Raw genomic sequence first — 25,905 nt, forward strand, 5'->3', positions numbered from 1 at the left:
CAATGGGGAAAATTCGCGTTCTTCTCGTCGACGATCATGCGGTGGTGCGGCAGGGATATCGCCGTCTGATCGAAGCGCAGGACGAAATCGAAGTGGTGGGCGAAGCGGAAGATGCCAGTTCCGCCTACCAGGCCTACAAAAAGCTCACGCCGGATGTTTCCGTCATCGACATCTCGATGCCCGGCAGAGGCGGCATCGATCTCGTGCGTCAAATACGGCTTTATGACCCCGTCGCGCGGATCCTGATGTTCACGATGCACGCCAACGCGTCCTATGCCGAACAGGCCTTCAAGGCAGGCGCGCAAGGTTATGTCACGAAGAGCAGCCCGCCCGACGTTCTGGTCAGCGCGATCAAGACTGTGTTTTCGGGGCGTCCCGCGCTCTGCGCCGAAATCAATAAGGCGATTGCAGCAGACCGGCTATTTCACGATGCATCGGCATTGGAGGCGCTCTCGCCGCGCGAATTCGAAATTCTGCGCATGATCCTCGATGAAAAAACGAACGAGGAAATCGCGGACGCGTTCAGTCTCAGCCCGAAGACAGTTGCCAACTATCATTATTCGATCAGGTCGAAGCTCGGCGTCCGGACGGATATCGAGCTTGTCTACTATTGCATCAAGCAGGGTTTGGCGACGCCGCTCGTTTCTTGACGGCATCCTGCGGCGCGTCATCAGCCGCGCCGCGCTGCCTCGATCGCGGCGATGTCGATCTTCTGCATGTCCATCATCGCCGCAAACGCGCGTTTGGCTTCCTCGCCTCCCGCCACCAGCGCCTCAGTCAAAACGCGCGGTGTGATCTGCCATGAGACGCCCCATTTGTCCTTGCACCAGCCGCACGCGCTTTCCTGGCCACCATTGCCGACGATGGCGTTCCAATAGCGGTCCGTTTCTTCCTGATCTTCGGTGGCGATCTGGAACGAGAACGCTTCGGTTTGCTTGAAGTGAGGGCCGCCATTGATGCCGAGACAGGGAACGCCAGCGACCGTGAATTCCACCGTCAGCACGTCTCCGGCCCGGCCTGAGGGATAATCTCCAGGTGCGGGATGCACGGCATGGACGGCGCTGTCGGGAAAGGTTTTCGCATAGAACTGGGCGGCGGCTTCAGCGTCCTTATCGTACCAGAGGCAAATCGTGTTCTTGGCCATGAGAACGTTTCCTTTGGCTCGTTCGCGAGAGCAGACCTTCTGACAAGACTTTTGTCTCACAATTTGACCTTGCTTGTCTCCCTGACGACGTCGAGGAACGCTCGAAGCGCCGACGGTACGGCGCGATGTCCTGGATAGTAGATCGCGATGGGTTCCGCGGGATGCATCCATGCGCTGAGGACTTCGCGAAGGCGGCCTTCAGACAACGCCGCTTCGGCTGCGATATCCGCCACATAAGCGATGCCCAGGCCCTTCTCCGCGGCCTCCACCATTAGGTCTTCCTCGTCGAGAATGACCGGCCCGCTCGTCTCAACCGTCAGTTCCTGCCCGGCGCGTTCGAATTCCCAGCGATAAAGTTTGCCGCTCGGCAGCCGGTGACCGATGCAGCGATGGCTGATCAGTTCCTCCGGCATTCGCGGTTCGCCGCAGCGATCGAGATAAGATGGCGAGGCCACGCAGACGAAACGGACGGGCTTGGCAAGCGGAACCGCGATCATGTCCTTAGGGATCGATCCGGCGAGACGCACGCCGGCGTCGTATCCCTCTGCAACGATGTCGATCAGCTGTCCTTCGACAACGATGTCGACGATGACATCGGGCAGCCGCTCCGAGACCTTTGGCAAAATCTCGCGAACGAGAACCGCAGCCGCCAAGCGCGGGGCATTGATGCGTACGGTGCCAGCCACGTTCCCGCGGAACGGCGCGACGCTGTCCAGCGCTTCATCGAGCGAGGCCAGCGCGGGTTGCAGCCGGCCGAGCAGTTGAAAGCCGGCTTCCGTCGGCGACACGCTGCGCGTCGTGCGGTGCAGAAGGCGCACGCCCATGCGTGCTTCGAGGCCGCGCATGGCATGGCTCAATGTGGAGGGAGCGGTGCCGAGTTCATCGGCTGCGCGGCGGAAGCTGCGGTGGACGGCGACGGCCACGAAGGCGGTCAAGTCGTTGAGGGATGGCCGGGTCATTGATGGCCATTTTGCATCAAGTCATGCGGATATCAACGCCTAGTCGGCGTAATGCAGTCTCCCCTATTCGTGTCCAGGCAAACCGCGAGGCGGACTTCCGCTCACTAAGGCCAGAAAAGGACACGACATGACGAAACGAGACGCCATCTTTCCCGCCAACCGGCACGCTTTGTATGACGTCCACAAGTATTCGGCCGCCATTCGCTCCGGCGATCTCCTGTTCGTGTCGGGTCAAGTGGGGAGCCGGGAGGACGGCTCGCCGGAGCCCGTGTTCGAAGATCAGGTGCGCCGTGCGTTCGCAAATTTGCGCGGGGTGTTGGCAGCGGCCGGATGCAGCTTCGATGATGTGGTGGACGTTACGACCTTCCACACCGATCCCGAGGCGCAGCTCGAGTCAGTATTGGCCATTCGCGCGGAAGAAATCGGCGCCCCTCCTTATCCGAACTGGACGGCGGTCGGCGTGAACTGGCTTGCGGGCTTCGATTTCGAGATCAAAGTCATCGCGCGCATCCCGACGCAGGCCGGCCAGAGCTGACGCTCGCTTTCGAAAAATTGGCGCGCGGCCGGGTCGTGTCGCGCGCTCATTCAAAGATATCGTTGCTTCAGGGTTTCGAGGAAGCTGCCGCATTCGGCCACTTCTAATCGTCTGCTTATGCTCGCAACTGCTCGATTCCTTCGCGCAACACTGCTCCGCATGCCAACTTTTAAACACGCGCGCATTGCACGTTAGCGCATGCATCCACGAGTTCCGCGCTGTGCTCATCGGAGGTACGCCGCATGAAATTCTCCGGCGAAAACGTCACCAAGGTTTTTCGTGCTCTCGAGGACGGCGGCGTGCCCGTTTGGATCGATGGCGGATGGGCAACCGACGCGCTGCTCAGAAAAGAAACGAGGGAGCACTCGGATCTCGATCTCATCATCCCCATAGAGTGCATCGCTCCAGCCGAAGCCGTGCTTGTCGAGCTGGGGTTTCAAAAGGATGACAAGGAAACGAGCGTACCTACCCGAGTTGTTTTCCGGGATTCTAAAGGTCTCCAGGTCGACATTCACCCGGTGATATTTCAGGCAGACGGCTCGTCGGTCTCGATGCACGACGATGACACGGTCGATCAGAAATACGTTTACGTCTCATCAAAGAGCGGCTTTTCGGGCGTAGGGCTTATTGATCGCCGAGTTGTCCGCTGCACGACTGCGGCTGAGCAGATCCGGCAAAAAGTGGAGAGGCGCTATTCCCCCTGGTCACCGGTAAGGATCCGTGCAGACGGCGTCTCGGCAGATCTCCAGGATATCATCTCGTTGCTGGATGTTTTCGGTGGTGAGGGTCACCGTGAACTGACAGAGGTCATGCAAGAGGCAAAAGCGGCCGAAAATCCTGTGGTCAAGGCGGCGGAGCAATTCTGTCTCCAGCACGTCGCATCTTTGTCAGCGCAGCATGCAAATCTGAGTGCGGAGCATGCGGAGCTGAATGTGAAGCACGCAGAGCTAGTGGCGGAACATGCTGTGCTAGCCGCAGAGCATACCCGGCTCGTTGACGAGCACGCGGCACTACGGGCGCGCTTCCGAGGGATGAAGCGATCTATCTCCTGGCGTATTACCGCGCCGATGCGACGAGCCGGCAAATGGATCGGTCTGGGGCTCGCCAAGCTCAAGCCAATCGAGGTGACGAACGCCTAAACGCGGGATGCAGCCCGCGCCTTCGCTTTCGCCGCCCAGCGGAAAGTTCGCTAGGCCGTTGCTGTCTGACGCAACTTCGTGCGCAGCCGACTCTGCCGCTTCTTGAACCAAACGACAATGCCGGTCAGCGACAGGATCGCGACGACAATGCCGAGGATCGAAAGCACAATGCGGCCAGGCACGCCTGCGATCCGGCCCGAGTGGAGTGGGAACTGCAGCTGCATGAAGACGTCCGCGGCGGTGCCCTCCCAGGGCACGCGTCCACCTTGCAGCTCTCCCGTCTTGCCGTCGATGAACAGCATCTTCACGCCCATGCCACCGCTGCCGTGATCATCGCCGGGATGGAAGAACAAGATCGCGTACAGTCCATATGCCTGGCCGTAGAACGCGCTGCCGAGCGGCTCGTCCCATCCCCGCCTTTTGGCCTCTTCGCTGGCGATGGCGATCGCCTTATCGAAGGGCACGTCGGCAATGATGGGCTTGTTGAGCGGCTGGGGCATGCGATCGTCGAACGCATCGGGCGTCAGGCTCGATATTTTGCTCAGAATCGGGCGGACGACCTCATTCGTTAGGTTCATCGAGATCGACGTGAACGCGAGGATGAAGAGCAAAATCCAAAGCCACAGTCCCAAGGCGCGGTGGATATCGAGGTTCAGGCGATAGCTGCTGGCATTGAGCTTGATCTGCCAAGCGGGCTTCCAGCGCCGCCACCAGGTTTGCCAGAAGCCGCCGGAGCCGCCGCTCAGAGCGGTCGCATCCATGGCGCTCAGCGAACGGGATTGAGCCGGGCCGCGCGCGAACGACGGCATTGTCAAATAGGCGCCGACGAAGCAATCGAACAGCCACACGATGCCGATGATGCCCATGAACCAAACGCCCCAGCGGTCGATGTTGGCGAAGTCGGGGATGTGCATCGAGTAGTGCAGCTTGTAGAGAAACGGCAGAAGATTTTCGCGATCGAGCGAAATGCGGCCCCAGTAGCGTGTGCCCACGAGTTCGCCGGTCGCCGGATCGACGAAGGCTTGATTATAATCGAGCTTGTAAGGTTCGCCTGTTGCGGGATCGAGCCGCGCCTCGACGCCGAGCACAGCGGTGTGCCCTTTCTCGAAGGTCAGCGGAAAGTTGACGACCTTGGCGCGCGGCTCGGCCGCTTCGAGGCGCTTCACGAGTTCCAGCGGCGGCAGCGGTTCGCCATCGCTCTTGGCGGTGAAGAGCTGGGGGTTCAGCCATTCGTCAAGTTCGTGATCCCACGAGATCACCGCACCGGTCAGGCCGGAGATGGCCAAGAACACGGCGATGAACAAGCCGGCCCAACGATGGAAGAGGACGAAAGTCCCTCTCATATACCGCTCCTAGAATTTGCCGGAGAGCTCTGTAGGTCCAGAGCTGAGTGCACCGCATTGGCGCGCATTCAAGCGCGCAAGCCGCTGCCGCCGGAGCGGCAACGGCTCATTCGAACTTCCGTAGGTTTCCGCACTACCAAGTGACATGCGACTTGATTTTGAAAACCCGACCTTCGCCGTAGCTGCAGACCGCAACGCCTTGGCAGCTCGCGACATATTCTTTGTCGAAAACGTTCGTCACATTAAGATCAATGCCCCAATTATTCCACTCATAACCGATGCGAGCATCGAACAGGGTAACTTCCGGAACTTTGTACTCGTTTTCGAGGTCGGCGTAGGAATGTCCGAGATAGCGGACGCCACCGCCAATGGACACGCCATTGAGAAGCGACTCGCGGAACTTGTAGTCAACGAACGCCGAAGCCATGACCTCGGGGACAAGGAACGGCTGGTGGCCGACGTAATCCGGATTCCCGTCTTTCGTGATCTCGAGATCCATTGCCGTGAATGCCGTCGTCACGCGTAGGTTTTGCGTGACGTTGGCTTTGGCTTCGAATTCGAAGCCTCTCGACCTGACCTCACCGAGCTGAAACTGGGCAAACGGACTTCCTTCCGTGCCCGTAAGGACGTTCTGGCGCGTGATGTCGAAAAGCGAGGCCGTGATGATGGCGTCGAAAAATTTCGGAACGTATTTGAATCCAACCTCATACTGGTCGCCGGTTTCCGGTACGTAGAAGTTTTGAGTGGTTGGATCTGTGCCAATCACAGGGTTGAAGAAGGTCGCGGCGCTGACGTAGGGCGTCACGCCGTTGGCGAACTCGTAGGCGATGCCGGCGCGGCCCGATGCTTGTCCGTCATCGCCACTTTGATTGCTGTTTTGGGTTGGTGAGTAGAATGTCGGGCCGTTGTGCGCCTCGGTGGACACCCAGTCATACCGGCCGTTGAGGGTCACCAGCCAGCCGCCGCCAAAGCGGATCTGATCCTGGATGTAGGTTCCGATCTGCTCCTGCGTCAGATCCTGATTGATATAGCTGACGGGGCGCGTTTGCGGCACGCCATAGATGGGATCCAGAACACTGATGGGAGTCGTGGTGCCGAAAAGGGCGGACGCCTGCACCTGATCGATGTTGAAGTATTTGTAATCGACGCCCGCGAGCACCGTGTGCTCGAAATAGGCATCGCGCGTTTTCCATTGCACCTGATTGTCGAGCAGGAATGTGGAAACAGAGGTGTCGTGGCTGAAGTTGATGCGATTCAACATCCCTGTGCTCGGGTCGGGACCCACATCTGGATCCACAATCACATAGTCGTTCGGATATAGAACGTGTTCCTTCAGGTGGGATGCACCGTACCGCGCGTTCTGGCGGATGATGAGATCGCTGCTGAACTTGTGCTCGAATTCGTAGCCGATGGAGCCCTGTTCGCGCTTGTAATAGTCGAGGTCAGGTTCGGAGTAGTTGGCATCGCGCGGGATACGGCCGAAAGGTGCCGACACGACCGTGCCAATGTACGGCAGGAAGCCGCCACCGCCGTGATTTTCGTCGATATGCGTGTAGTTGGCGAGCAGCGTGAAGCTTGTATTGTCGTCGGACCACCGCAGCGTCGGCGAGATGAAGCCGCGGAAACCATCCTGGTAATCGGTGTAGGTGTCGCCGCCGGCGATGCGGCCGGTGATCCGGTAGTCAAGCGCCGGGCCGGCGCGATCGCCGATATCCATGCCGATGTAGGCATTACCCGCGTCGTTGATGCCGGTTTCCAGGTAGCGCAGCCGTTCGCCCGTCGGCTTCTTGCTGACGTAGTTGACGATGCCGCCGGGGTTGCTGCCGCCGTAGAGAACGGAGGCCGGACCTTTGAGAACCTCAATTCGCTCCAGCGCAAATGAATCGATGTAGAAACCGCCGAAGGCATAGCTGTAGAGCTGCAATCCATCCTGGTAGATGCCGGTTTGAGTCGCATCGAAGCCGCGGATGTAGATCCAGTTCGTGTCGGTGTCGTTTCCGAAGGGCTGGGCGAACACGCCCGCCGTATAGCGCAGCGCCTCATCGGCCTTCTGTGCGCCCATGTCATCGATTTCCTGCCGGCCGACGACCGATACGGACTGGGGAATGTCCTGGATGAGGGTTCCGGTTTTGGAACCCGCCGTCGACTCCTTGGCGACGTAGCCGTTGACGGCCCCGGTCGCCTCGGCCGTGCTCGGCCCGTCCCGCTCTGAGTTTGACGGGGGCGCCGTCGGGGGAGCCGTTACCGGCGCGGTAGCGACGGGTTTCGGCTGCACTTTTTTCTTTGCGGGCTTTTTGGGCTTCTCAGGCTGGCCCGTGACGACCGTCACATCTTCAAGCTGGGTCTCTTGAGCCGGGGCAGCCGTATCGGCACTCTGAGCCGATGCGGTGCTCGAGACCGCTAGTGCCGCCAGAGCTGCCGTGCTGCCGACAACCCTCACAAGAGTCCTACCCATATTCATCCCCGCCACGAGTCCCCGCTTGTGCTCAACCTGCGGAGCACGCGGTGACAATCAACAAAGTTGACCAATTAGATCAAGTTTGATGGCCTCGTATTGAAGATTTCCAGTTGATTGAATTATTTTGGGCAAAAAGCGGTGTGCTAGGGCCACACGCTAACGGCTTATCTTGGGCGCGAGACGCTGGCTTGCCCACAATGCCGGCGGCAGGCCGGTGATGCGTTTGAACATCCGAGTGAAATGGGCCTGATCAGCGAAGCCCGCCATTTCGGCAACCTGGGCCAGCGAGCGATCCCCAGCCACGAGAAGCTCCTGGGCTTTCTTAATTCTGATTTCCTGATGCCACTTGTGCGGGGAGACGCCAACGGTGGCCTTGAAGGCGTGGCTGAATTGACTTTCGGACAGTTCGGTCAGTTCCGCCAGTTCGCTGAGCCGCACAGCCCGCTGATCATTGGCGGTCATGTAGTCCTTCGCGAGCCGAAGTTGACGATCGGACAGCTTGCTGCGGCGGCGCCTCTCTGGCTCTTTGAATCCGAATAGCTTCGCACTCAGCGCGAGCATCAACCCGTCGCCGTACATGTCGGGCAACGGCTTGGAATTCCTGCACTCCGCGGCGATCAGCTGACAGATGGCCAGCAGCTGCTGGTCCTGAAAAACGAGATTGGTTTCGTTGAGGCGCTGCTCGTCGATGCTCGAACCAAATTGCCGGCGCAGCGCCGCCAGATCGAAATGCAAATCGAGATGCTGCACGTACATGGTGCCGCGCGAAAAGCTGCGAAGAAACTTTCCCGCCGGCACATAGCTGATGGTCTGAGCATCGACGTTGCGTGTGCCTGCCCCATCCAATACGAGGCTGCCGTTGCCCCGCACCTGGAGGGCAACGAACAGGCGTGGATCCGGCGACTCGTAGGCGCCTTCCGCGTCCTCGCAGCGAACCTGCCAGACGTCCGCGACGACCCCTTTCCATGATCGATGAAAGCTTTCGATCACGGAAATGCCCTTCAGGCTGGTCTTCATCCGAGGATGAAAGGTCATCGCGGAAACTTTCCCTCACGCCGCGCACTCGCCCATGGGCGCACGTACAAAAGAAGACTATTCCCGTAAAGAACGAACTTGTCCCGCATAAAATGCAACCGGGCGGCCTCAGGTCGACACTTCGGGAGACGCCGGTACATCCGCCGTTAATGACGAAGGGCGACGCCCTCGTATCACCGCGGTCCGGTTGTATAGATTTCGTGGGCTTCTTTTTATGAGGTACGCCCCATGTCCTATTCGAATAAGGACGAGAAAAGCCTGCTCAATCACGAGGAATTCGAGGCTGTGAATTCGGCGCACCATCCGGCAATTTATGAGTTGGACAAGGATGCGCTGCGCAATCTGGCACTGCGGCTCGAAAACTATCGCGAAAAGGCCAAGACATTCACCCGCCAGAAGCGGCGCGAAGTGAAAGGAACGTCGGAGCCGCGCGGGAAAAGCTTCCCAGGCACGGCCGAGCAGCCTGCACGGCGCAACCAAATTTTCGCTCAAGCCTTGAAGCGCGTGAAGAAAGAGCGAGCGCGCCTCTACAATCTCGAGAAACGCGCAGAAAACGTTGAAGCGGCACAGCGAGCTTTGGCCATGCACCGCGCCAACAAATTCGTGCACCATCCAGAGGCAGGCCCGAGCGCCGGTGAGGGGCAGAAGGCCAAAGGCAGCGTACGGCGGCGCGTTCGCACGCCGGGTGCAAAGATCGGAAGCATTCTAAAGGCTAACGCCAGGGTACAGGCCAAGCGTGACCACAGGCCCAGCTAAAGTTTTTTCGCCGGAACCTGTAACCGTCGACTGGTTTCAGTCGAATTCGGAACGGTAGCGTGCGCGCCGGCCATGAGGTCCGGGTGGTCACGCCAGCGTTCGGAGATCGTTCATGGCGCCTTTCATTCGTAACAGCCTAATCGCAATCGCGCTTACTGCCGCCGCCGTCGGAGCCTTTAGCCCAGCTTACGCTGAGGATTCCATGAGCAAATCGGGCGATGCCATGCATAAAGACAGCATGGCCAAGAGTTCGGATACGATGAAAAAGGATACGATGGGATCTGACGCCATGCACAAGGATGGCATGAGCAAAGATGCGATGGCTTCAGATACGATGAAGAAGGACACCATGGGGTCGGATGCCATGTCGAAGCACGACGCAATGGCCCCGGAAAGCAAGTAAGATAGAGGCTAGTGCAGTTCCGCGCTTTCGCCTCATCGCTCTCCTATTCAGCCGGGCGCGGCGCGGAACTCGCATCGTCGCGTTATCACGCAAACGGAAAAGCCAATGTCCCTATCTCGTGAGAATGCGCAGTCCATCGATGCGCCGGTCCGCGGGCCGCTCATCTACCGCCAGAGCCTTGCAACGCGGCTCACGCATTGGACCTGGGCCGTTTGCTTGTTTTTTCTGCTCTTGTCCGGCCTCCAGATCTTCAACGCACATCCCACGCTCTACATCGGCAACGAGAGTGGCTTTGGATACGACAATGCCGTCTTGAGCATGCGCGCGGTCGACACCGAGAATGGGCCGCAAGGGCGAACGAACATTCTGGGGCATGAGTTCAACACCACGGGGGTCTTCGGTTTGAGCGGAACAGCCGGCGATCTCGACGTTCGCGGCTTTCCGGCGGCGCTCACCATTCCGTCCTATCGGGATCTCGGCACAGGGCGCGTCATCCATTTCTTCTTTGCCTGGCTGCTGGTGGCGACGCTCCTCATCTGGCTGATCGCCAGCGTCTTCAATGGTCACCTGCGCCGAGACCTCGCGCCGACGCGAACGGATCTGAAGAATCTTCCCCGAGACGTCTCCGAGCACGTGCGCTTTCAGTTTCATCACGGCCGCAGCTACAATGTCCTGCAAAAGCTTTCCTACTGCGCCGTCTTTTTCATTCTGTTTCCGCTTATCATCGCCACGGGGCTGGCGATGAGCCCAGGCATGGATGCTGGATTTCCGTGGCTGCTTGAAATTTTCGGCGGACGGCAGACGGCACGCACGATCCACTTTGTAGCGATGTTCCTGCTCGTGTCGTTTGTCGCCGTCCACGTCCTGATGGTCTTGGCCGCGGGTCCGTTCAACGAACTCCGCTCGATGATCACGGGATGGTATCGCGCCAGCCCCGGCACGCCCGAGAGCGAAGGAGACAAGCGATGAGCAAGCTCATCCTGAGCCGGCGCAGGTTCCTCTCCGCAGGGGCTGCGGGCGCATCGTCGCTCGTTCTTGCCGGATGCGATAACCTCGATTTTCTCGGCGCGGACGGCGGCAAAGCGCGCGCCATTCTCGAGAAGGCGAACGATCTGACGTACCACGCACAGCGGCTGCTCGTGCGCGACGGCGCGCTAGCGCCAGAGTATTCCGAAACCGAAATCCGGCAAGGGCAGCGGCCCAACGGCTCAACCGATCCACAATCGGCCGAATACCTCGCACTCAAAGAGAAAGGCTTCGCCGATTATCGCCTAGCGATCACCGGGCTCGTCGAGCGGCCGAAAAGTTATTCGCTGGACGAGTTGCGCAATATGCCGGCGCGCACGCAGATCACGCGCCACGATTGCGTCGAAGGCTGGAGCTGCATCGCAAAATGGACGGGCTCGCAGCTGTCGCGCATTCTCGATGAGACAGGCGTGAAGCCCAATGCGCGCTACGTCGTCTTTCACTGCTATGACGTCTACGACGAGAGCGATCCGGCGGCTTATTACGAAAGCTGCGATCTGGTCGATGCACGGCACCCGCAGACGATTTTGGCGTACGGGCTCAACGGCCAAAGCTTGCCCGTAGCGAACGGTGCGCCGATCCGCGTCCGCCTTGAGCGGGCTCTCGGCTACAAGCAGCCCAAATACGTTCACACGATCGAGCTGGCCGACAGCTTCAGCCGGTTCGGCCTAGGCAAGGGCGGTTATTGGGAAGACCGCGGTTACGACTGGTACGGAGGAATATGACGGGAATGAACGGGGATAACACTCTCGTAGATAAGGCGACGCAGACGCTCGCCGATTGGGCGCCGCTGCCGCTGCGGCTGATCGCAGGCTACGGTTTCATTGCGCACGGCTTGGCGAAGCTCGGACGCGGGCCCGATCACTTCGCGAATATTTTGGACGCGCTCGGCGTGCCCTTCCCTCACCTCATGTCGCTGGCGACGATCGGGATCGAAATCATCGGCGGCGCCATGATTCTCGCTGGAGCCTTCGTGGCACTCGCCAGCATTCCGATGGCCGTCGTTCTCCTCGTCGCGATGTTCAGCGTGCATTGGCAATATGGGTTCAGCTCGATCAAGCTGCTTGCCATTACCCCGGCGGGTGCGCAATTCGGGCAGCCCGGTTATGAGACGGATCTTCTCTATCTCGCCTGTCTTGCGGCGCTGGTGATGGTCGGCGCGGGGCCCCTGTCGTTCGATGCGCGCCGGCGCACGTGACCAACAGTGCGGCAATCCAAGGGAAAAGCAAACATGCTCATTCGAGCCGTCGTTGCCACGCTCGCCTTCTGCTCGTTGGCAGGGACCGCGGCATTGGCTGCCCTGAAGTCCGGCGACAAGGCGCCGATGTTCGAAGCGCACGCTTCCCTTGGCGGCAAGGAGTTCACGTTCTCCCTCGCTGAGGCACTGAAGAAGGGGCCGGTCGTCGTCTATTTCTACCCCAAGGCTTTCACGGCCGGGTGTACCGCGGAAGCGCATGAGTTCGCCGAAGCGATGCCGAAATTTGAAGCGCTCGGCGCGACCGTCATCGGCATCAGCAACGACGACATCGAAACGCTGAACAAGTTCTCGACCTCGGAATGCCAGAGCAAATTCCCGGTCGCCGCCGACAAGGATCAGAAGATCATGACGGCGTACGACTCCGTGATGATGGGCTTTCTGCCCTACGCCAACCGCACGTCATACGTCGTCACACCCGACGGGCAGATTGCTTATGAGTACACCGCCCTCGACTATTCCGACCACGTGAAGAATACGCTCGCTGCCGTGGAAAGCTGGAAGGCCAAGAATCCGTAGGTTTGCAGCACGGGCTTCGTTCTTCAAGCCGCCACGATCACCGGCACGCTTGCGGCCTTCATCGCATCGGCAATGTCTTCGGGCGGTTCCTTTTCGGTGACGATCCGCTCGATGGCATTCAGGCCAGCGACCTTGATGAGCCCGCCTCGGCCGAACTTGGAACTGTCGGCGAGCACGGTGACCGAACGCGACTGAGCGATCATCGCGCGGGCGATGTTGGCCTCGCCGAGATCGTAGTCGAGGATGCCGACGGTCTCGACCGAACCGACCGTCAACACAGCGTGAGCTGAGTGGAAGCGGCCGATCTGCTCGATCGCAAGGGGACCTAGATTTTCGTTGCGGTCGGCGCGGTACTCGCCGCCGATCAGAAAGACCTGGTTGGCCGTTCCCAGCGCGGCCAGCGCCGCGATGACGCCCGAGTTGGTGATGACCGTCAGGCCGGTTGCGCGGGCCATCTCTTCCGCGAAGAAAAGCGTCGTCGTGCCGGTGTCTACAAACAGCGTATCGCCGGGCTTGAAGAGTTGTATGGCGCGTTTGGCGATGGCGCGCTTCGCCCGCGCATTCTCCTGCAGGCGCGCCTGAAACGAGCCTTCGATATCCGGCTCGGATTGCCGGGGCTCGGCGATGGTGGCGCCGCCATGGAATTTGCGTACCCGCCCGCGCTCGGCCAAGTCCGTCAGGTCTCTACGGATTGTCTCTTTCGATGCGCCGAGGAGTTCCGCGAGGCCGTCGACGGTCACGCGTTGCTGCTCGCGCACCAACTGCTCGATTCGTTCGCGCCTGAGGCTCGGCCGCATGGGGATTTTGCCCGTTCGGTAATTGCGTTGACCGTTCGGTCGATGTACTTCATTGCGTCGTTAAAATAAACAGCGGCGCGGCTGCGGGGGCCTCCATCGAACACCGCTTCCGCCCGGTCTTTCCATCCCAGCCATGGGCCAGCCGGGGCTGACGCCCGAAGGAAAAACAAATGCCGGTCGCAGACGTCGCGATCGTTGGCGCAGGCGCGGTAGGCTGCGCTATGGCGCGGCGCTTCACCCTCGAGGGCGCCAAGGTCGTTCTTTTGGAACGCGGCACCGATCTGCTCTCGGGCGCGAGCAAGGCCAACAGCGCAATCCTGCACACCGGCTTCGACGCGCCTCCTGGCAGCATCGAGCTTGCCTGCATGCAGGCCGGGTACGCCGAGTACCTAGAGATCCGCGACAGCTTCAATCTTCCGCTGCTCGAGACAGGCGCCATGGTCGTTGCCTGGTCGGAGGCCGAGAAGGATGCACTCGACCACATCGAGGCGCAGGCGCACGAGAATGGCGTCAGTGATGTGCGCCGGTTGACGGTGGCGGAGATTCGCAAGCGCGAGCCCCATCTATCTCCGCGAGCGCTTGGTGCGCTGCTCGTTCCGGGCGAGCACGTCATCGATCCCTGGTCACCGTTCCTCGCGTATCTTCTGCAGGCTCAGGCGCACGGCGCCGAGATCGTGTTCGGGGCGGAGGTGCTGGGCGGCAGTTTCGACGGCGACGCCTGGACGCTTCGCACGAGCAAGGGGGATTGGCGGGCACGCACCGTCATCAACTGTGCGGGGCTTTACGGCGACCGGCTGGATGAAAAGCTGCTCGGCGCCACGTCGTTTCAGATCAAGCCGCGCAAGGGGCAGTTCGTCGTCTTCGACAAGGCGGCCGCGTCGCTTCTCACAACGATCGTGCTGCCGGTTCCGACGGCGCGCACCAAGGGCGTTGTACTGACGCGCACCGCCTTTGGAAATTTGCTCGTCGGACCGACGGCCGAAGAGCAAGAGGACAGAGATCGGGCAACGGTCGAAAGCAGCACGCTTCGCGAACTTATCGCGAAAGCGGTGGAGATGCTGCCGGGATTATCGCGCGTGGACGTGACAGCCACATATGCGGGTTTACGGCCGGCGACGGAAGACAAGCACTATCGAATCTCTACGCATGCCGGCCGCAACTGGATCACCGTCGGCGGCATTCGTTCCACGGGCATGACGGCATCGCTCGGCATCGCACAGCACGTTTACAAGCTTTACGAAGAGATGGGCCGGAGCCATGCCCCCGTCATGCCGCCCATCGCGCCGCGCATGCCCAATCTCGCGGAGCACGCCGCGCGGGACTGGCAATCGCCCGGCTACGGCGAAATCGTCTGCCATTGCGAAATGGTGACGTTGCGGGAAATTCAAAACGCTCTAGCTGGGCCGTTGCCGCCGGGCGATTACGGCGGGCTGCGCCGGAGAACCCGGTGCGGGATGGGGCGGTGCCAGGGCTTTTACTGCAACGCGCGGGTTGCCGAACTCACGGCCGGACAATTCCAATCGCCGCTGGCCGCCGGGGACGCTGCGTGATGGCTACGCTCCTCGAACGCGCAAAGAGCGCCGACGCGCTCGTCATCGGCGGGGGACCTGCCGGGCTTGCGGCGGCGACTCGACTGAAGCGCTTAGGTCTTGCGGGCGTCATCGTCGCCGATCGCGAACTGGAAGCAGGCGGCGTTCCGCGCCACTGCGGACATCCGCCGTTCGGGATGCGGGAATTCGGGCGCGTGATGACGGGCCCGAAATATGCCCGGCGTCTGGTGAAGGTTGCCAAGCGCGCTGGTGTCGAATTCGCGCTCGGGCACAGCGTCGTTGCAATCGAACGCGGCGAGAGGCTGGTGGCGGTTTGCGCGACGAGTGACGGCCCCGTTCGCATTTCGGCCAAGCGCATTATCATCGCCACGGGCGTGCGCGAGACGCCGCGTTCGGCGCGGCTCGTGACCGGCGACCGGCCGCTCGGCATTCTCAACACGGGCGCGCTGCAGGCCTACGCCTATCTTAAACATCTCGCGCCGTTTCGCAGGCCGGTCATCGCGGGAACGGAACTCGTTGCCCTGTCCAGCCTGCTGACATGCCGCAAGATCGGCGCGCAGCCCGTCGCGATGATCGAAGAACGCGAGCGGCCGACGACGCGGAGGCCGTTCATGGCTTTGCCGCGTCTACTGGGAGTGCCGGTGCGCTACGGGACAACGATTGCCGACATCAAGGGACGGCAGCGCGTCGAAGCGGTGACGCTGGCGCGTGCCGACGGCACGTCGGAAGACGTCGAATGCGACGGCGTGCTCTTCACCGGGCGCTTCCGGCCCGAGGCGTCGCTCGCGCGCGCGGCGGGGCTCGAGATCGACACCGGGACGGGCGGCCCGACGATCGATCAGTTCGGGCGCACGAGCGATGCTCGCATATTCGCAGCCGGCAATGTGCTCCATCCCGTCGAGACGGCCGGGTGGTCGTGGCAAGAGGGCGTGCGTGTAGCCGATTTTGTCGGGGCCGATCTTTTCGGTTGGCTGCCATCAGCGGAGAACGCAATTCGGATTATTGCGGGAGACGGCGTGCGCTATGTCGTTCCGCAACGGTTCGTGCCGAGCGAAGGCGGTTTACCGCATATCCAATTGCGCGCGAGCGACGATATTTCGGGCGCATTGGTTGCACGCAGCGGAAGCGAGAAGGTTCACACGCAGACGATGAGAACGGGACCTGAGCGCCGGATTTTGGCGCCCCGCAACGCGCTTCGTAGCGCCAACGCCGACGTCACCTTCAGCTTTGATGGCATACAAGCCAGCAAGCCCCAGGGCGGCGCCTGATGCGCGTTGCGGCTATCGATCAAGGCACGACGTCGACGCGCGTCCTCGTTGCCGACAGCGCGGGCAAGGCCCACATCGCATGCGCCATCACGCACCGGCAGAGCCATCGGCAGCCCGGATGGGTGGAGCACGATCCCGAAGAGCTGCTGGCCAATATCCAGCGGTGTCTCGAAGCGGCGGGGCCAGTCGACGCGATCGGGATCGACAATCAGGGCGAGAGTTGCCTTGCGTGGGATGCGCGAACGGGCGCCGCTCTCTCACCGGTCATAGTCTGGCAGGACAACCGCACCGCGGATGTGGTCGCGCAGTTGAAGGAAGCCGGCGGCGAGGCGTTGACGCTAGAGCGCGCCGCGTTGCCGCTCGATGCATATTTCTCGGCATCGAAGCTCGCGTGGATCATCGGCAATATTCCGGAAGCGAAGGCGGCGCTGGATGGCGGCTACCTACGGCTCGGCACGACGGATGCGTTTTTTCTCGACCGCTTGACGGGCACTTTCGCCACCGACGTCACGACGGCATCGCGGACCTCCCTCATGAATTTGGAAACGGGACAATGGGACGAGGAACTCTGCCGCCTCTTCGGTGTCCCCCTCGCCTGCCTGCCTGAGATCATGCCGACGGTCGCGGATTATGGCCGCATCAACGGCGTGCCGGTTCGGGCGGCGGTCGTCGATCAGCAGGCGGCTCTCTTCGGCCATGGGTGCCGCAAGCCCGGCGACGTGAAGATTACATTCGGCACGGGTGCATTCGCGCTCGCCGTCACTGGCGACGAGATCGCGCGCGCGCCGGACAAGGGCTTGCTGCCGACGGTCGCGTGGTCGATCGGCGGCCGCATGACGTATGCGCTCGACGGCGGAGTGTACGATGCGGGTTCCGCGGTCGAGTGGGCGCGCCGCATCGGCATCGTTACCGACCTCGTCGCCGATCTCGACTGGTTCGAGGGGCCGTCTGCGATTGCGCGCGGCATCGTTTTCGTGCCGGCGCTGTCGGGCCTCGCGTGTCCGCACTGGGACCGGTCCGCCGCCTCGTTGTTTCTCGGGATGTCGGCGGCGACGACGCGGGCCGATCTCTGCCAGGCTTTGCTCGAAGGCATCGCGCTCAGCGCGGCCGACGTGATCGACGCGATGGACGCGCATGTTGCGGTTGGGGGCTCGATTGCGATCGACGGCGGGCTCGCGCGCAGCCGGTATTTCGCACAGTTCCTCGCCGACATGATCGGACGCGATGTCGTGGCGTCGAGCTTCGATGAGCGCACCGCCTTCGGCACAGCGTCTCTTGCGGCGCTTGGGTCGCGGGTCGTACTGCCGGAGCCGGCAGCGGTGTCGCGCAGGTTCACACCGCGCGCCTGCGATCGGGCTCAGATGCGGGCGCGCTTCAGCGAGGCCGTTTCGCGCGCCAAGGGCTGGCGGGTTCTTTAACCAGCGATCCGCGGGTCCACTCGCTCGCAGCTGTCAGAAATGAAAAAACCACCGCGGCGCATGAGCGTCGCGATGGCTTTTGTCGTTCGAAACTGTGGCTCAGTGCGTCTTGTATTCAGCCTGACCCTTGGACAGCGCGAACTCTTCCTCAGGCGAGAGGATGAGTTTGTGCCGGCCGATCACGGCGAAGTACAGAATGCCGATCGCAAACCATGCCATGACGCCGTAGATGCCCTGCTGATAGGCGCTATCGCCGAGCTGGAAGTAGAGTGTCACGGTCGCGATCACGATCGTCAGAACGGCGCCAGGAATGCCCAGCGGGCTGCGATACGGCCGCTCGATGTGAGGCATGTTGATCCGCAGGAGAATGAACGACACGGCCTGCAAAATGTAGGAGCACATGGCGCCGAAGACGGCCATGTTGAGCAGGGTGGTGCCGATCTGGTCCTTGTTGATGAAGTAGACGATCGTCATGATGACGAGCCCGAGCAGTGCGCCGGAGATCATCGCCACATACGGCGTCTTCAACTTGTGGCCTGTGATCGACAGGGCCGTCGGGAAATAGCCGGCGCGGCTCAACGAGTAGACCTGCCGTCCCATCGCGTAGAGGATGGTATGGAAGCTCGCGATCAGGCCGGTCAGGGCGACGACGCCCAAAAGGACGACGGCGCCGCTGCCGTAGATCGCCCGGAAGCCATCGAGCAGTGGCTCGGCCGACGTCGAGAGCTTGAACGTGCCGACGCCCGCGACCGACGGATTGAGCAGCACGATCATGAAGGCCGAGATCATCAGCGTGCACATGCCGAGGATGATACCCTTGGGCATATCGCGCTTGGGATCGACGGACTCTTCAGCTGCGAGCGGCAGCTGCTCGATTGCGAGGAACAGCCAGACGGCGAAGGGCAGCGTTTTGAGCACGCCTTCCCAGCCGAACGGGAAGAACGGGCCGTTGCCCTCGGGCAGCTCCGTGCCATCGGGCGCGATGTTGAGAGCCCAGCGGCTGAAGTCCATGTTCGGGATGGCGCTGATCCAGAACACCACCAGAATGGCGAGCGACAGTAGCGTGACGATCAGAGTGACCCGGAACGACAGCGCGACGCCGAAGATGTTCAGCGCCAGGAAGACGATGAACGTTCCTATCCATAGGAGTGGCTCTGGTTGGGCACCTATCCCCGCCGTTTCAAGAATGCCGTTGAGATACGCGCCGATGAAGAAGCAGACGACCGTCGGCGTGACGACGTATTCGACGTTTTCGCAAAGGCCGGTGATGAAACCGCCCCAAGGTCCCATCGAAGAACGTGCGAACGAGTAGGCGGCGCCGGTGTGCGGCAGCGCCGGGCTCATTTCTGCGATGGAGAAGACGAGGCCCAGATACATGACGGCGATGATACCGCCCGCCACCAGCATGCCGCCCCAGCCGCCGGTTCCGAAACCGAAGTTCCAGCCCGAGAAGTGACCCGAGATCACGGCGCCGACGCCGAGCGCCCACAGTGACCAGATGCCTGCATAGCGTTGCAGGCCACGGGCCTTAAAGTAATCGTCACCTACTTTTTCGTAGCTGACGCCAGACGTACTCTGCTCTTCCATAAAGTTCTCCCCTCGAAGGATTTGCCGGCGCTGGATGGGTGACGGGAGCCGAGATCGGAGGACAGATGCCGACCGACAAATGCGGAACGCAAAACGTGCTGATCGCAGAAATGCGAAACCGCTAGGCTCATCCCGTCGAAGCCTATGTGCATGCGCTTCCCCTGCATGCCATTCCCTTGCGCCACCGGCATTCGGCCGATCGCAGCCGGCCGTAGCTTTGCACCACGGTGATTCCAACGATAGGAGAGGCAAGATACTAGAGTAGAAATACACATTCCCGCGGCTTGCCGTGCGGGATGGCTTCAGCGGGCCGTTCCGTGAAATTCGATTTCGCGGCCTTCGAGCCAAGTGGCGAGCCTGACCAGTTCCGCGAGGTTGCGCGTGCGCATCCTCTCCATGACCCAGGCACGATAGTTCTCGACCGTGCGGGTGCTCAAGCCCAGCCTGAGAGCGATCTCCTTGTTGGAGAGGCCGACGACCAGAAGGTCCATGACCTGCTTCTGGCGGGGCGACAGTTCGGCGATACGGCCGGTGAATTCCGCACGCAGGTCCGCATCGGCCCGGTTCCGGGCGCCGGCTGCGATCGCGTTGCGGACGCTTGTGATAATGCGGTCATCAGTGAACGGCTTCTCTATGAAGTCGAAGGCACCGGCCTGGACTGCGGCGACGGCCATGGCGATATCCCCCTGCCCGGTGATCAGAATTACAGGGAGGCCGGGAGAGCGCCGGGCGATTTCGCGGTGCAGCTCGATGCCCGTCATATTGGGAAGGCGTACGTCCGATACGACGCAGCCGATGTCCTTATCGAGACCATTGGCCAGGAAGGCCTCGGCCGAGGAAAAGGGCGCTGAATCAAGTCCGGCGGCCGTCAGAAACTGACTGAGGGACTCGAGAACGGCGACATCGTCGTCAATGAGCGCGATTTTCATGGCGAAGCCCCCAACTCGCGACCGGCTGCGACGGGGAGCGTAAATGCCACCCGGGCGCCAGCCCCATCGCCGCCGAGCGTCAACCGGCCGCCATGCGATTCGATGATCGACCGGCTGAGCGACAATCCCAAGCCCATACCGTCCGGCTTGGTCGTCGTGAAGGGTGCGATCGGGCGCTGCAGCAGAACGGGTTCAAAGCCTGGTCCGTCGTCAGAAATCGAAATGGTGACGAATGCCGCATTCTCCTGGGTCGCCCGGATCTCAATCCGTCCCTTTCGGGTGGTCGCGGCAATCGCCTCGGCGGCATTCTTCAGAAGATTGGCGATCACCTGCTCGATTTGGAGCCGATCGACCAAGACGGGGGGAAGATCGCCGGAGAGGCGCGTTTCCACGCGGATGCCGTTCTCGCCAAGCTCCGCGCGGCAAACGAGTTCGGGCCTGCGGATGAGTTCCTCAACAGTGACCGCCTCCATCCGGGACGTTCCCTGACCAACGAAATCCCGGAGCCAACGGGTCACTGCCACGGCGCGATCGACCTGCTCGATGATCTGATCGTTGGAGCGCGCGAGGGCCGCTTGGTCGACAGGATCGCGGTTTAGTGAGAGCCTTCCGGCGCGGGCATAGTTCGCGATGGCCGCCAGGGGCTGGTTGATTTCGTGCGCTAGGGCCGCCGCCATGGCACCAAGTGTGCCGGCGCGGGATGCGCGCGCAAGCGCCTCGCGATGCAGCCAAAGTTCCCGCTGGGTGTTGCGCTGCTCGGTTACCAGCATGCCGACAATCGAGCCCGTCAGCGCGATGACGAGCATAAGTGCTTGCAACGCCGTAATGCCGATTGTGCCGTGGCCCGTGAGCTGAATGCTTGCGATCAAAAGGACCTGGGTCACCACCAGCGCGCCGGTAACCGCTTCGAGCCCGAAACGTACCGCGATCCAGATCACGGGTAGAAAGAGGAGGTAGAACAGCTGGGAACGGTCCGTGCTCGCCATGCCGAAGATCAGGTAGAGCGCGCCGAACAGGAGCAGAAAGGGCAGCAGCAATTCCGGGGTCCGCGGGAACATGCGGCGGCCGGAAAAGAGCAGGACGAGAAAGGGCGTCATCACGGCGATGCCGATCATGTCGCCGACCCACCATTCCAGAATCCTCCGGGGAATTTGCTCGGTGGCGATGATGGACATCGCTGAGAGTTGCAGCACGCAGCCAATCGAGGCGACCAGCGCGGCGACCGCTGCCGTTCCCAGGAGCCACAATAGATCCTGCCTCGTCTGAAGGCTGGGCGAGAACTTGCCGCCCGGTCGCGTCAGCAGCCAGGTGGCCGCCGCATAGGTTGCACCCAAGGTTCCGGCGACGGCAATTTCGGCCGGCAGCGGCAGAGGCGATTGGCGCAACAGTTCGTCGGCGAGGAACGGCGCGATGAAGAGCCACGGAATGAACGCCCTGCCGAAGGCCAGGACCAGCGCGATGCTCACGCCGGTGGTCGGGTTCCATGGGGTGACGCCGTATGCGCCGAGCGGATCGACGAAACTCAACCAGTCGAGCGCGAGGTAGGCGGCGAGATAGACGAGGCCCGGGACGAGATATCTCGGGGCCGGCATCGCAGGTAACGCATTCGTTGAAAGCGCTTGCAGCATGGCGCGTCCAAGAGGGGAGTCGATTGCAATCTCGTATTTCTACTCTAGTTCGACTGCTCCCGATTCACCACCCAAGCCCATGCACAGAATTACGTCAGGCTGCTCACCACTCTGTCGGTACCCAGAGAGCATAAGGGCAGGCGTGCCAATCGCCGGCCTAAACAGAATTGCGGGATGCAAAGCGGGTCACGCGGCGTTCGTTTGCTGAGGCATTCCAGTCCTTTAGACGCCGCGCCAATGACATTGAGCAGAACCGTGCCTACATGAATGGGCCACCTCAGGAGGCGCAATGGTTTCACTGTCCATCCTCGACCTCGTTCGCATCACCGAAGAGACGGACGCGCGTGGCGCACTCGACAATGCCCGCGATCTTGCCGCGCACGCGGAACGCTGGAATTACCGGCGGTTCTGGGTTGCAGAGCACCACAACATGCCCGGCATCGCGAGTGCGGCGACTTCGATCGCGATTGCGCATATCGCTGCCGGCTCGAAGACCATTCGTGTCGGCGCGGGCGGGATCATGCTTCCTAACCACGCGCCGCTCATTATCGCGGAGCAGTTCGGAACGCTGGCGCGGCTATTTCCAGGGCGCATCGACCTTGGCCTCGGCCGTGCACCCGGCACGGATCAGATCACCGTGCAGGCGCTGAGGCGATCGCCCGCGGCGTCCGACACGTTCCCGCAGGATGTGCTCGAGTTGCAGGCCTATTTCGAGCCGGCAGCTCCGGGGCAGCGCGTGCAGGCCGTCCCGGCAGCTGGAACTAAGGTGCCGCTTTGGATTTTGGGCTCGAGCACGTTTGGCGCCCATTTGGCGGCGGAACTCGGCCTTCCTTATGCGTTCGCTTCGCATTTCGCCCCAGCTGATCTGCTGCCGGCGCTGGAAGTTTACCGCAGCCGTTTCAAACCCTCGGAACAGCTTGATCGTCCGTACGCGATGGTCGGCGTCAACATTATAGCTGCCGAAACCGACGCACAGGCGCGCCGCTTGTGGACGACGCAGCAGATGTCTTTTGCGGATATTTTCCGCGGTGCGCGCGGCTTAAGTCATCCGCCGATCGACGATATCGAGACCTATTGGTCACCGCGGGAAAAAGTGCCGGCGATGCAAATGCTTCAGCGCTCCATCATCGGTTCGCCGGAAACGGTCGGCGCCGGGATTGCGGCGCTCGTTGACGAAACAGGCGCGGACGAGCTTATGATCGTCTCCGACGTCTACAATCACAGCGCGCGGCTGCGATCGTTCGAACTCATCGCCGCCGCGAACGCGGCTATCTCGCGCGCATCCGCGCCGACGGAGACATGCCATTGAGCAGCGAGGAAAATGAACCGCCGCCGGAAGCCAGCAAGCTTACGCGTACGAAGCAACGCTGGGCGCGCGAAGGGCGCTTTCTGACCGGACGGACGGCGCGACCCGAATCCGAGCGGCTGCCGCCGGGCCAGCATCTCACCCGCGATTGGCCGGTACTCGATCTTGGCGATCAGCCAGCGATTGATCTCAAGGACTGGGCCCTTCAGATCGACGGCGCGGTCGAGAATCCCGTGACCCTCGACTGGGCGGCGTTTCAGGCCGAGCCTCAAAGCGCCAAGATCTCGGATATTCACTGCGTTACGAGCTGGTCGCGGTACGACAACCGCTGGACAGGGGTCGCCACGCGAGATCTGCTCGATCTCGTCATGCCAAAGGCGGACGCCCATTTCGTCATCCTCCACAGCTACGATCGCTACACGACGAATATCACGCTGGAAGACTTTGCTGCTGAGGACGCTATCGTCGCGCACACTTGGGACGGCAAGCCACTAACACGGGAGCACGGCGGACCGGCTCGCCTCGTCGTGCCGCATCTCTACTTCTGGAAAAGCGCCAAGTGGTTGAAGCGGATCGAGTTCACGACGCGCGATGCGCCGGGCTTCTGGGAGGTCAACGGCTATCACAACCGCGCCGATCCCTGGCTTGAACAGCGCTACTCGGACGATTGAGATAATGCGCCTGGCCGCGCGGTCGATCCGTTAACATACCGGTGCGATTGATCTTTCTGCTCCCGAGCTGAGAGGCGGCGCGTAGCGCCTTTAACTCCAGTAGTAAGCTGGTCATTCTTGCCATCGTTTCGGCGAAGCACTCACGCTAGTGTCGAGATGAATCGCGGGCTTTTTCAAAAATAAGGGGGGTGAACTTGGTTCCCCATCGGCGTTTTTCCGGCGTCGCGGCGGCAGCTTTGCTGCTCGCTGCTGCCTGTTTTTCTCTCACCTTCCGCGCCGACGGTGCGTACGCAAACGAGGCCGCAGAAAAGTGTGAAGGAGAGATTGGCTTCTCGATGCTCGCCTCGCCGGCTGCGCCGTGGAAGGGGGCGCCGCTGCGTGTGGTTTTCACATCCGAGCACCCAATCAGCGCAGAACTGACGCTCACCTCGCCCGATGGTGCGGTCGCCGTCACCTCGCGTGATCGGCACGGTGGGCCACCTTATTTCTGGTTTGCGGAGGTTGCAGCTCCCGCCGCAGGGACGTGGCGCGCGAAGCTCACGCACGATGGGAGCGGCCAGGATTGCGCGAACATCACGCGCGAGATTGCCGTGGCCCGCACCGCGTCGACGCCCGTTCGCGCCACGGGTAAATCGGTATGGCCATTACGAGCACAATGGAATCGTGAAAACGAAGACCTCTATTCCGCGTGGATTGAAAAACTTTTCGATGCGCCAATCGATCAGGAACTCTCCTGGCCCGCATTACATGAAGTGCTGCGGGATAAATCGCGCAATTTCCTTTTCAACCATTTGGGATTGGGAGAGGACGAGAAAAAGCTCGTCATAAAGCCGGATTGTGCCGACCTGCCTTATTTTCTCCGCGCGTATTTCGCGTTCAAGCTCGGTCTTCCATTCGGATATTCGAAATGCTCTCGCGGCGGTAGCGGAAAGGCACCGCGTTGCCCGCAGTGGTTCAACATTCAACGTGAGGAGGTCCCCTCTTCAACCAAAGATGAGTCCGGCGGATCCACGTCCATCCTAGCCGCATTTGGCGCGACAGCGGCACCAGCGGCGTCCGCGAAGACGTCGTCGCGCCCGCAGGGCTTGGTGCCGGGCTTTGGCTATTACCTGCGTACGACGGTCGCCAACGGCGTGCATTCTGGATCCGCCCGCACAGCGGCAGAGGACGATAATACCGATTACTATCCCGTTCCACTCAAGGCCGAGACGCTGCGGCCGGGGACAATCTACGCCGACCCCTATGGGCACGTTCTGGTGCTCGTAAAGCGCATTGCTCAGACGCCTGATTCTGCCGGCGTGTTCTTGGCGGTAGATGGCCAGCCCGATGGAACCGTGGCGCGAAAGCGCTTTTGGCGCGGCAACTTCCTCTTTGCGCAAAATCCGTCTTTGGGAAGCCCTGGTTTCAAGCGCTTCCGACCGATCATGGCCGACGCGAAGGGCGGCTTACGGCGGCTTACCAACGCGGAGATCTCGAAAAGCGCTGAATACGGCGACTTCTCTCTCGAGCAAGCAAAACTGAGCGTTGAAGACTTCTACGATCGCATGGACGATGTGATGTCGCCGGAGGCGCTCGATCCGATGCGGGCGATGCGAGAAACGATTACAGCACTTGAAGAGCAGATCAAAACACGCGTGACGTCGGTTGAGAATGGACGCAAGTATCAAGTCAAAGGCGGCGCGGAGGTTGCCATGCCGGCGGGCTCGTCGATTTTCGAGACGACGGGCGCTTGGGAAGACTATGCGACGCCATCGCGGGATCTGCGCTTGCTGATCGCTATCGATGTCGTGCGAGGGTTTCCCGATCGTGTGGTTCGGCGCGCCGACCGGTACGCGATGCCGAAGGACAAGTCGCCGGAACAGGTCAAAGTGGAATTGGAAAGCACGCTCGCTTCTGAGCTTGCATCGCGGAAGTTTTCATATCCGCGCAGCGACGGCTCGCCCTGGACGCTCGCCATGAAGGACATCGTCGATCGCGCGGCCGATCTTGAGATGGCCTACAATGTCAACGACTGCGTTGAGCTTCGTTGGGGTGCGCCGGAGAAGAGCGATGAAGCGGCGACATGCAAGCGGCGCGCACCTTCGGCGCAGCGGACCCGGATGGCCGAGTATCGATCCTGGTTTCATGACCGTCGCCGCCCTGCTCGCGGCGAATGACGACAATCGGCAATGTAATTAGT

The 25,905-nt window shown here is 61.3% G+C and carries 24 protein-coding genes; 15 read left to right on the forward strand and 9 right to left on the reverse strand.

Annotated features, from left to right (window positions below; translation table 11 throughout):
* Positions 1–2 precede the first annotated feature (2 nt).
* Positions 3–650 carry a response regulator transcription factor gene (locus VFG26_RS09500; RefSeq protein WP_325024627.1) on the forward strand — a complete coding sequence of 216 codons (648 nt, stop codon included), beginning with the start codon at positions 3–5 and terminating at the stop codon, positions 648–650.
* Positions 651–670: 20 nt separating this feature from the next.
* Here VFG26_RS09500 and VFG26_RS09505 read toward each other — a convergent pair whose 3' ends face one another.
* Positions 671–1,144, reverse strand: coding sequence for a VOC family protein (locus tag VFG26_RS09505; RefSeq protein WP_325024629.1), 474 nt, complete (start codon positions 1,142–1,144; stop codon positions 671–673).
* A 56-nt stretch (positions 1,145–1,200) separates the two neighbouring features.
* Complete coding sequence (locus VFG26_RS09510) at positions 1,201–2,103, reverse strand: LysR family transcriptional regulator (protein ID WP_325024632.1); 903 nt, start codon at positions 2,101–2,103, stop codon at positions 1,201–1,203.
* A gap of 127 nt (positions 2,104–2,230) precedes the next feature.
* Here VFG26_RS09510 and VFG26_RS09515 point away from each other — a divergent pair, with 127 nt between their 5' ends.
* A complete protein-coding gene (locus VFG26_RS09515; protein WP_325024634.1) occupies positions 2,231–2,638 on the forward strand; it encodes a RidA family protein in 408 nt (135 codons plus the stop codon).
* Positions 2,639–2,880: 242 nt separating this feature from the next.
* On the forward strand, positions 2,881–3,777 hold the full coding sequence (locus VFG26_RS09520) for a nucleotidyltransferase domain-containing protein (RefSeq protein ID WP_325024636.1): 897 nt from the start codon (positions 2,881–2,883) through the stop codon (positions 3,775–3,777).
* Positions 3,778–3,827: 50 nt separating this feature from the next.
* Here VFG26_RS09520 and VFG26_RS09525 read toward each other — a convergent pair whose 3' ends face one another.
* From VFG26_RS09525 to VFG26_RS09535, 3 genes are all read right to left on the reverse strand, one after another.
* A complete protein-coding gene (locus VFG26_RS09525) occupies positions 3,828–5,120 on the reverse strand; it encodes a PepSY-associated TM helix domain-containing protein (protein ID WP_325024639.1) in 1,293 nt (430 codons plus the stop codon).
* A gap of 133 nt (positions 5,121–5,253) precedes the next feature.
* Complete coding sequence (locus VFG26_RS09530) at positions 5,254–7,575, reverse strand: TonB-dependent siderophore receptor (protein WP_325024641.1); 2,322 nt, start codon at positions 7,573–7,575, stop codon at positions 5,254–5,256.
* 159 nt (positions 7,576–7,734) lie between these two features.
* The gene (locus VFG26_RS09535) at positions 7,735–8,595 is read right to left on the reverse strand and encodes an AraC family transcriptional regulator (RefSeq protein ID WP_325024643.1); all 861 of its coding nucleotides are present in this window, start codon (positions 8,593–8,595) and stop codon (positions 7,735–7,737) included.
* 246 nt (positions 8,596–8,841) lie between these two features.
* Between VFG26_RS09535 and VFG26_RS09540 the strand changes: the two genes are divergently transcribed.
* From VFG26_RS09540 to VFG26_RS09565, 6 genes are all read left to right on the forward strand, one after another.
* Entirely contained in the window at positions 8,842–9,369 is a 528-nt protein-coding gene (locus VFG26_RS09540; protein WP_325024645.1) for a hypothetical protein, read from the forward strand.
* A gap of 112 nt (positions 9,370–9,481) precedes the next feature.
* A complete protein-coding gene (locus VFG26_RS09545; RefSeq protein ID WP_325024647.1) occupies positions 9,482–9,772 on the forward strand; it encodes a pentapeptide MXKDX repeat protein in 291 nt (96 codons plus the stop codon).
* Positions 9,773–9,877: 105 nt separating this feature from the next.
* A complete protein-coding gene (locus VFG26_RS09550; RefSeq protein WP_325024649.1) occupies positions 9,878–10,741 on the forward strand; it encodes a cytochrome b/b6 domain-containing protein in 864 nt (287 codons plus the stop codon).
* The gene (locus VFG26_RS09555) at positions 10,738–11,523 is read left to right on the forward strand and encodes a molybdopterin-binding protein (RefSeq protein WP_325024651.1); all 786 of its coding nucleotides are present in this window, start codon (positions 10,738–10,740) and stop codon (positions 11,521–11,523) included. Before VFG26_RS09550 ends, VFG26_RS09555 begins: the two co-directional genes overlap by 4 nt.
* Positions 11,524–11,528: 5 nt before the next feature.
* Positions 11,529–11,996 carry a DoxX family protein gene (locus tag VFG26_RS09560; RefSeq protein ID WP_325024653.1) on the forward strand — a complete coding sequence of 156 codons (468 nt, stop codon included), beginning with the start codon at positions 11,529–11,531 and terminating at the stop codon, positions 11,994–11,996.
* A gap of 33 nt (positions 11,997–12,029) precedes the next feature.
* Positions 12,030–12,572, forward strand: a complete 543-nt coding sequence (locus VFG26_RS09565) for a peroxiredoxin (protein WP_325024655.1) — start codon at positions 12,030–12,032, stop codon at positions 12,570–12,572.
* Positions 12,573–12,595: 23 nt separating this feature from the next.
* On the opposite strand, the gene VFG26_RS09570 is transcribed toward VFG26_RS09565, so the two are convergent.
* Positions 12,596–13,369, reverse strand: a complete 774-nt coding sequence (locus VFG26_RS09570; protein WP_325024657.1) for a DeoR/GlpR family DNA-binding transcription regulator — start codon at positions 13,367–13,369, stop codon at positions 12,596–12,598.
* Between the two features lie 170 nt (positions 13,370–13,539).
* Between VFG26_RS09570 and VFG26_RS09575 the strand changes: the two genes are divergently transcribed.
* The 3 genes from VFG26_RS09575 to VFG26_RS09585 are packed head-to-tail and all read left to right on the forward strand — an operon-like array spanning position 13,540 to position 17,605.
* Entirely contained in the window at positions 13,540–14,919 is a 1,380-nt protein-coding gene (locus tag VFG26_RS09575) for an NAD(P)/FAD-dependent oxidoreductase (protein WP_325024659.1), read from the forward strand.
* Positions 14,919–16,187: an NAD(P)/FAD-dependent oxidoreductase gene (locus VFG26_RS09580; RefSeq protein WP_325024661.1), complete on the forward strand. Its 1,269-nt coding sequence runs from the start codon at positions 14,919–14,921 to the stop codon at positions 16,185–16,187. The genes VFG26_RS09575 and VFG26_RS09580 overlap by 1 nt, the downstream gene beginning before the upstream one ends.
* The gene (locus tag VFG26_RS09585) at positions 16,187–17,605 is read left to right on the forward strand and encodes an FGGY-family carbohydrate kinase (RefSeq protein ID WP_325024662.1); all 1,419 of its coding nucleotides are present in this window, start codon (positions 16,187–16,189) and stop codon (positions 17,603–17,605) included. Before VFG26_RS09580 ends, VFG26_RS09585 begins: the two co-directional genes overlap by 1 nt.
* A gap of 99 nt (positions 17,606–17,704) precedes the next feature.
* Here VFG26_RS09585 and VFG26_RS09590 read toward each other — a convergent pair whose 3' ends face one another.
* The 3 genes from VFG26_RS09590 to VFG26_RS09600 all read right to left on the reverse strand — a co-directional run bounded on the left by VFG26_RS09590 (position 17,705) and on the right by VFG26_RS09600 (position 21,713).
* Positions 17,705–19,192 (reverse strand): amino acid permease, encoded by a 1,488-nt coding sequence (locus VFG26_RS09590; protein ID WP_325024664.1) that lies wholly within the window; start codon positions 19,190–19,192, stop codon positions 17,705–17,707.
* 302 nt (positions 19,193–19,494) lie between these two features.
* Entirely contained in the window at positions 19,495–20,121 is a 627-nt protein-coding gene (locus VFG26_RS09595) for a response regulator transcription factor (protein ID WP_325024666.1), read from the reverse strand.
* Positions 20,118–21,713, reverse strand: a complete 1,596-nt coding sequence (locus tag VFG26_RS09600; RefSeq protein ID WP_325024668.1) for an MASE1 domain-containing protein — start codon at positions 21,711–21,713, stop codon at positions 20,118–20,120. Before VFG26_RS09600 ends, VFG26_RS09595 begins: the two co-directional genes overlap by 4 nt.
* Positions 21,714–22,038: 325 nt before the next feature.
* On the opposite strand from VFG26_RS09600, the gene VFG26_RS09605 reads away from it, so the two are divergent.
* The 3 genes from VFG26_RS09605 to VFG26_RS09615 all read left to right on the forward strand — a co-directional run bounded on the left by VFG26_RS09605 (position 22,039) and on the right by VFG26_RS09615 (position 25,882).
* Entirely contained in the window at positions 22,039–23,058 is a 1,020-nt protein-coding gene (locus tag VFG26_RS09605) for an LLM class flavin-dependent oxidoreductase (protein WP_325024670.1), read from the forward strand.
* Complete coding sequence (locus tag VFG26_RS09610) at positions 23,055–23,726, forward strand: sulfite oxidase-like oxidoreductase (protein WP_325024671.1); 672 nt, start codon at positions 23,055–23,057, stop codon at positions 23,724–23,726. The genes VFG26_RS09605 and VFG26_RS09610 overlap by 4 nt, the downstream gene beginning before the upstream one ends.
* 194 nt (positions 23,727–23,920) lie before the next feature.
* The gene (locus tag VFG26_RS09615; RefSeq protein WP_325024673.1) at positions 23,921–25,882 is read left to right on the forward strand and encodes a hypothetical protein; all 1,962 of its coding nucleotides are present in this window, start codon (positions 23,921–23,923) and stop codon (positions 25,880–25,882) included.
* Positions 25,883–25,905 lie beyond the last annotated feature (23 nt).

This window comes from Hyphomicrobium sp., from assembly GCF_035687085.1.
Lineage (GTDB): Bacteria > Pseudomonadota > Alphaproteobacteria > Rhizobiales > Hyphomicrobiaceae > Hyphomicrobium_B.

Coding starts and splice junctions, on each gene's coding strand:
- VFG26_RS09565 (WP_325024655.1), top strand. CDS start 12,030: ATGCTCATTCGAGCCGTCGTTGCCACGCTCGCCTTCTGCTCGTTGGCA.
- VFG26_RS09500 (WP_325024627.1), top strand. CDS start 3: ATGGGGAAAATTCGCGTTCTTCTCGTCGACGATCATGCGGTGGTGCGG.
- VFG26_RS09600 (WP_325024668.1), bottom strand. CDS start 21,713: ATGCCGGCCCCGAGATATCTCGTCCCGGGCCTCGTCTATCTCGCCGCC.
- VFG26_RS09550 (WP_325024649.1), top strand. CDS start 9,878: ATGTCCCTATCTCGTGAGAATGCGCAGTCCATCGATGCGCCGGTCCGC.
- VFG26_RS09530 (WP_325024641.1), bottom strand. CDS start 7,575: ATGGGTAGGACTCTTGTGAGGGTTGTCGGCAGCACGGCAGCTCTGGCG.
- VFG26_RS09605 (WP_325024670.1), top strand. CDS start 22,039: ATGGTTTCACTGTCCATCCTCGACCTCGTTCGCATCACCGAAGAGACG.
- VFG26_RS09575 (WP_325024659.1), top strand. CDS start 13,540: ATGCCGGTCGCAGACGTCGCGATCGTTGGCGCAGGCGCGGTAGGCTGC.
- VFG26_RS09580 (WP_325024661.1), top strand. CDS start 14,919: ATGGCTACGCTCCTCGAACGCGCAAAGAGCGCCGACGCGCTCGTCATC.
- VFG26_RS09515 (WP_325024634.1), top strand. CDS start 2,231: ATGACGAAACGAGACGCCATCTTTCCCGCCAACCGGCACGCTTTGTAT.
- VFG26_RS09510 (WP_325024632.1), bottom strand. CDS start 2,103: ATGACCCGGCCATCCCTCAACGACTTGACCGCCTTCGTGGCCGTCGCC.
- VFG26_RS09560 (WP_325024653.1), top strand. CDS start 11,529: ATGAACGGGGATAACACTCTCGTAGATAAGGCGACGCAGACGCTCGCC.
- VFG26_RS09505 (WP_325024629.1), bottom strand. CDS start 1,144: ATGGCCAAGAACACGATTTGCCTCTGGTACGATAAGGACGCTGAAGCC.
- VFG26_RS09595 (WP_325024666.1), bottom strand. CDS start 20,121: ATGAAAATCGCGCTCATTGACGACGATGTCGCCGTTCTCGAGTCCCTC.
- VFG26_RS09520 (WP_325024636.1), top strand. CDS start 2,881: ATGAAATTCTCCGGCGAAAACGTCACCAAGGTTTTTCGTGCTCTCGAG.
- VFG26_RS09540 (WP_325024645.1), top strand. CDS start 8,842: ATGTCCTATTCGAATAAGGACGAGAAAAGCCTGCTCAATCACGAGGAA.
- VFG26_RS09570 (WP_325024657.1), bottom strand. CDS start 13,369: ATGCGGCCGAGCCTCAGGCGCGAACGAATCGAGCAGTTGGTGCGCGAG.
- VFG26_RS09535 (WP_325024643.1), bottom strand. CDS start 8,595: ATGAAGACCAGCCTGAAGGGCATTTCCGTGATCGAAAGCTTTCATCGA.
- VFG26_RS09545 (WP_325024647.1), top strand. CDS start 9,482: ATGGCGCCTTTCATTCGTAACAGCCTAATCGCAATCGCGCTTACTGCC.
- VFG26_RS09525 (WP_325024639.1), bottom strand. CDS start 5,120: ATGAGAGGGACTTTCGTCCTCTTCCATCGTTGGGCCGGCTTGTTCATC.
- VFG26_RS09590 (WP_325024664.1), bottom strand. CDS start 19,192: ATGGAAGAGCAGAGTACGTCTGGCGTCAGCTACGAAAAAGTAGGTGAC.
- VFG26_RS09555 (WP_325024651.1), top strand. CDS start 10,738: ATGAGCAAGCTCATCCTGAGCCGGCGCAGGTTCCTCTCCGCAGGGGCT.
- VFG26_RS09585 (WP_325024662.1), top strand. CDS start 16,187: ATGCGCGTTGCGGCTATCGATCAAGGCACGACGTCGACGCGCGTCCTC.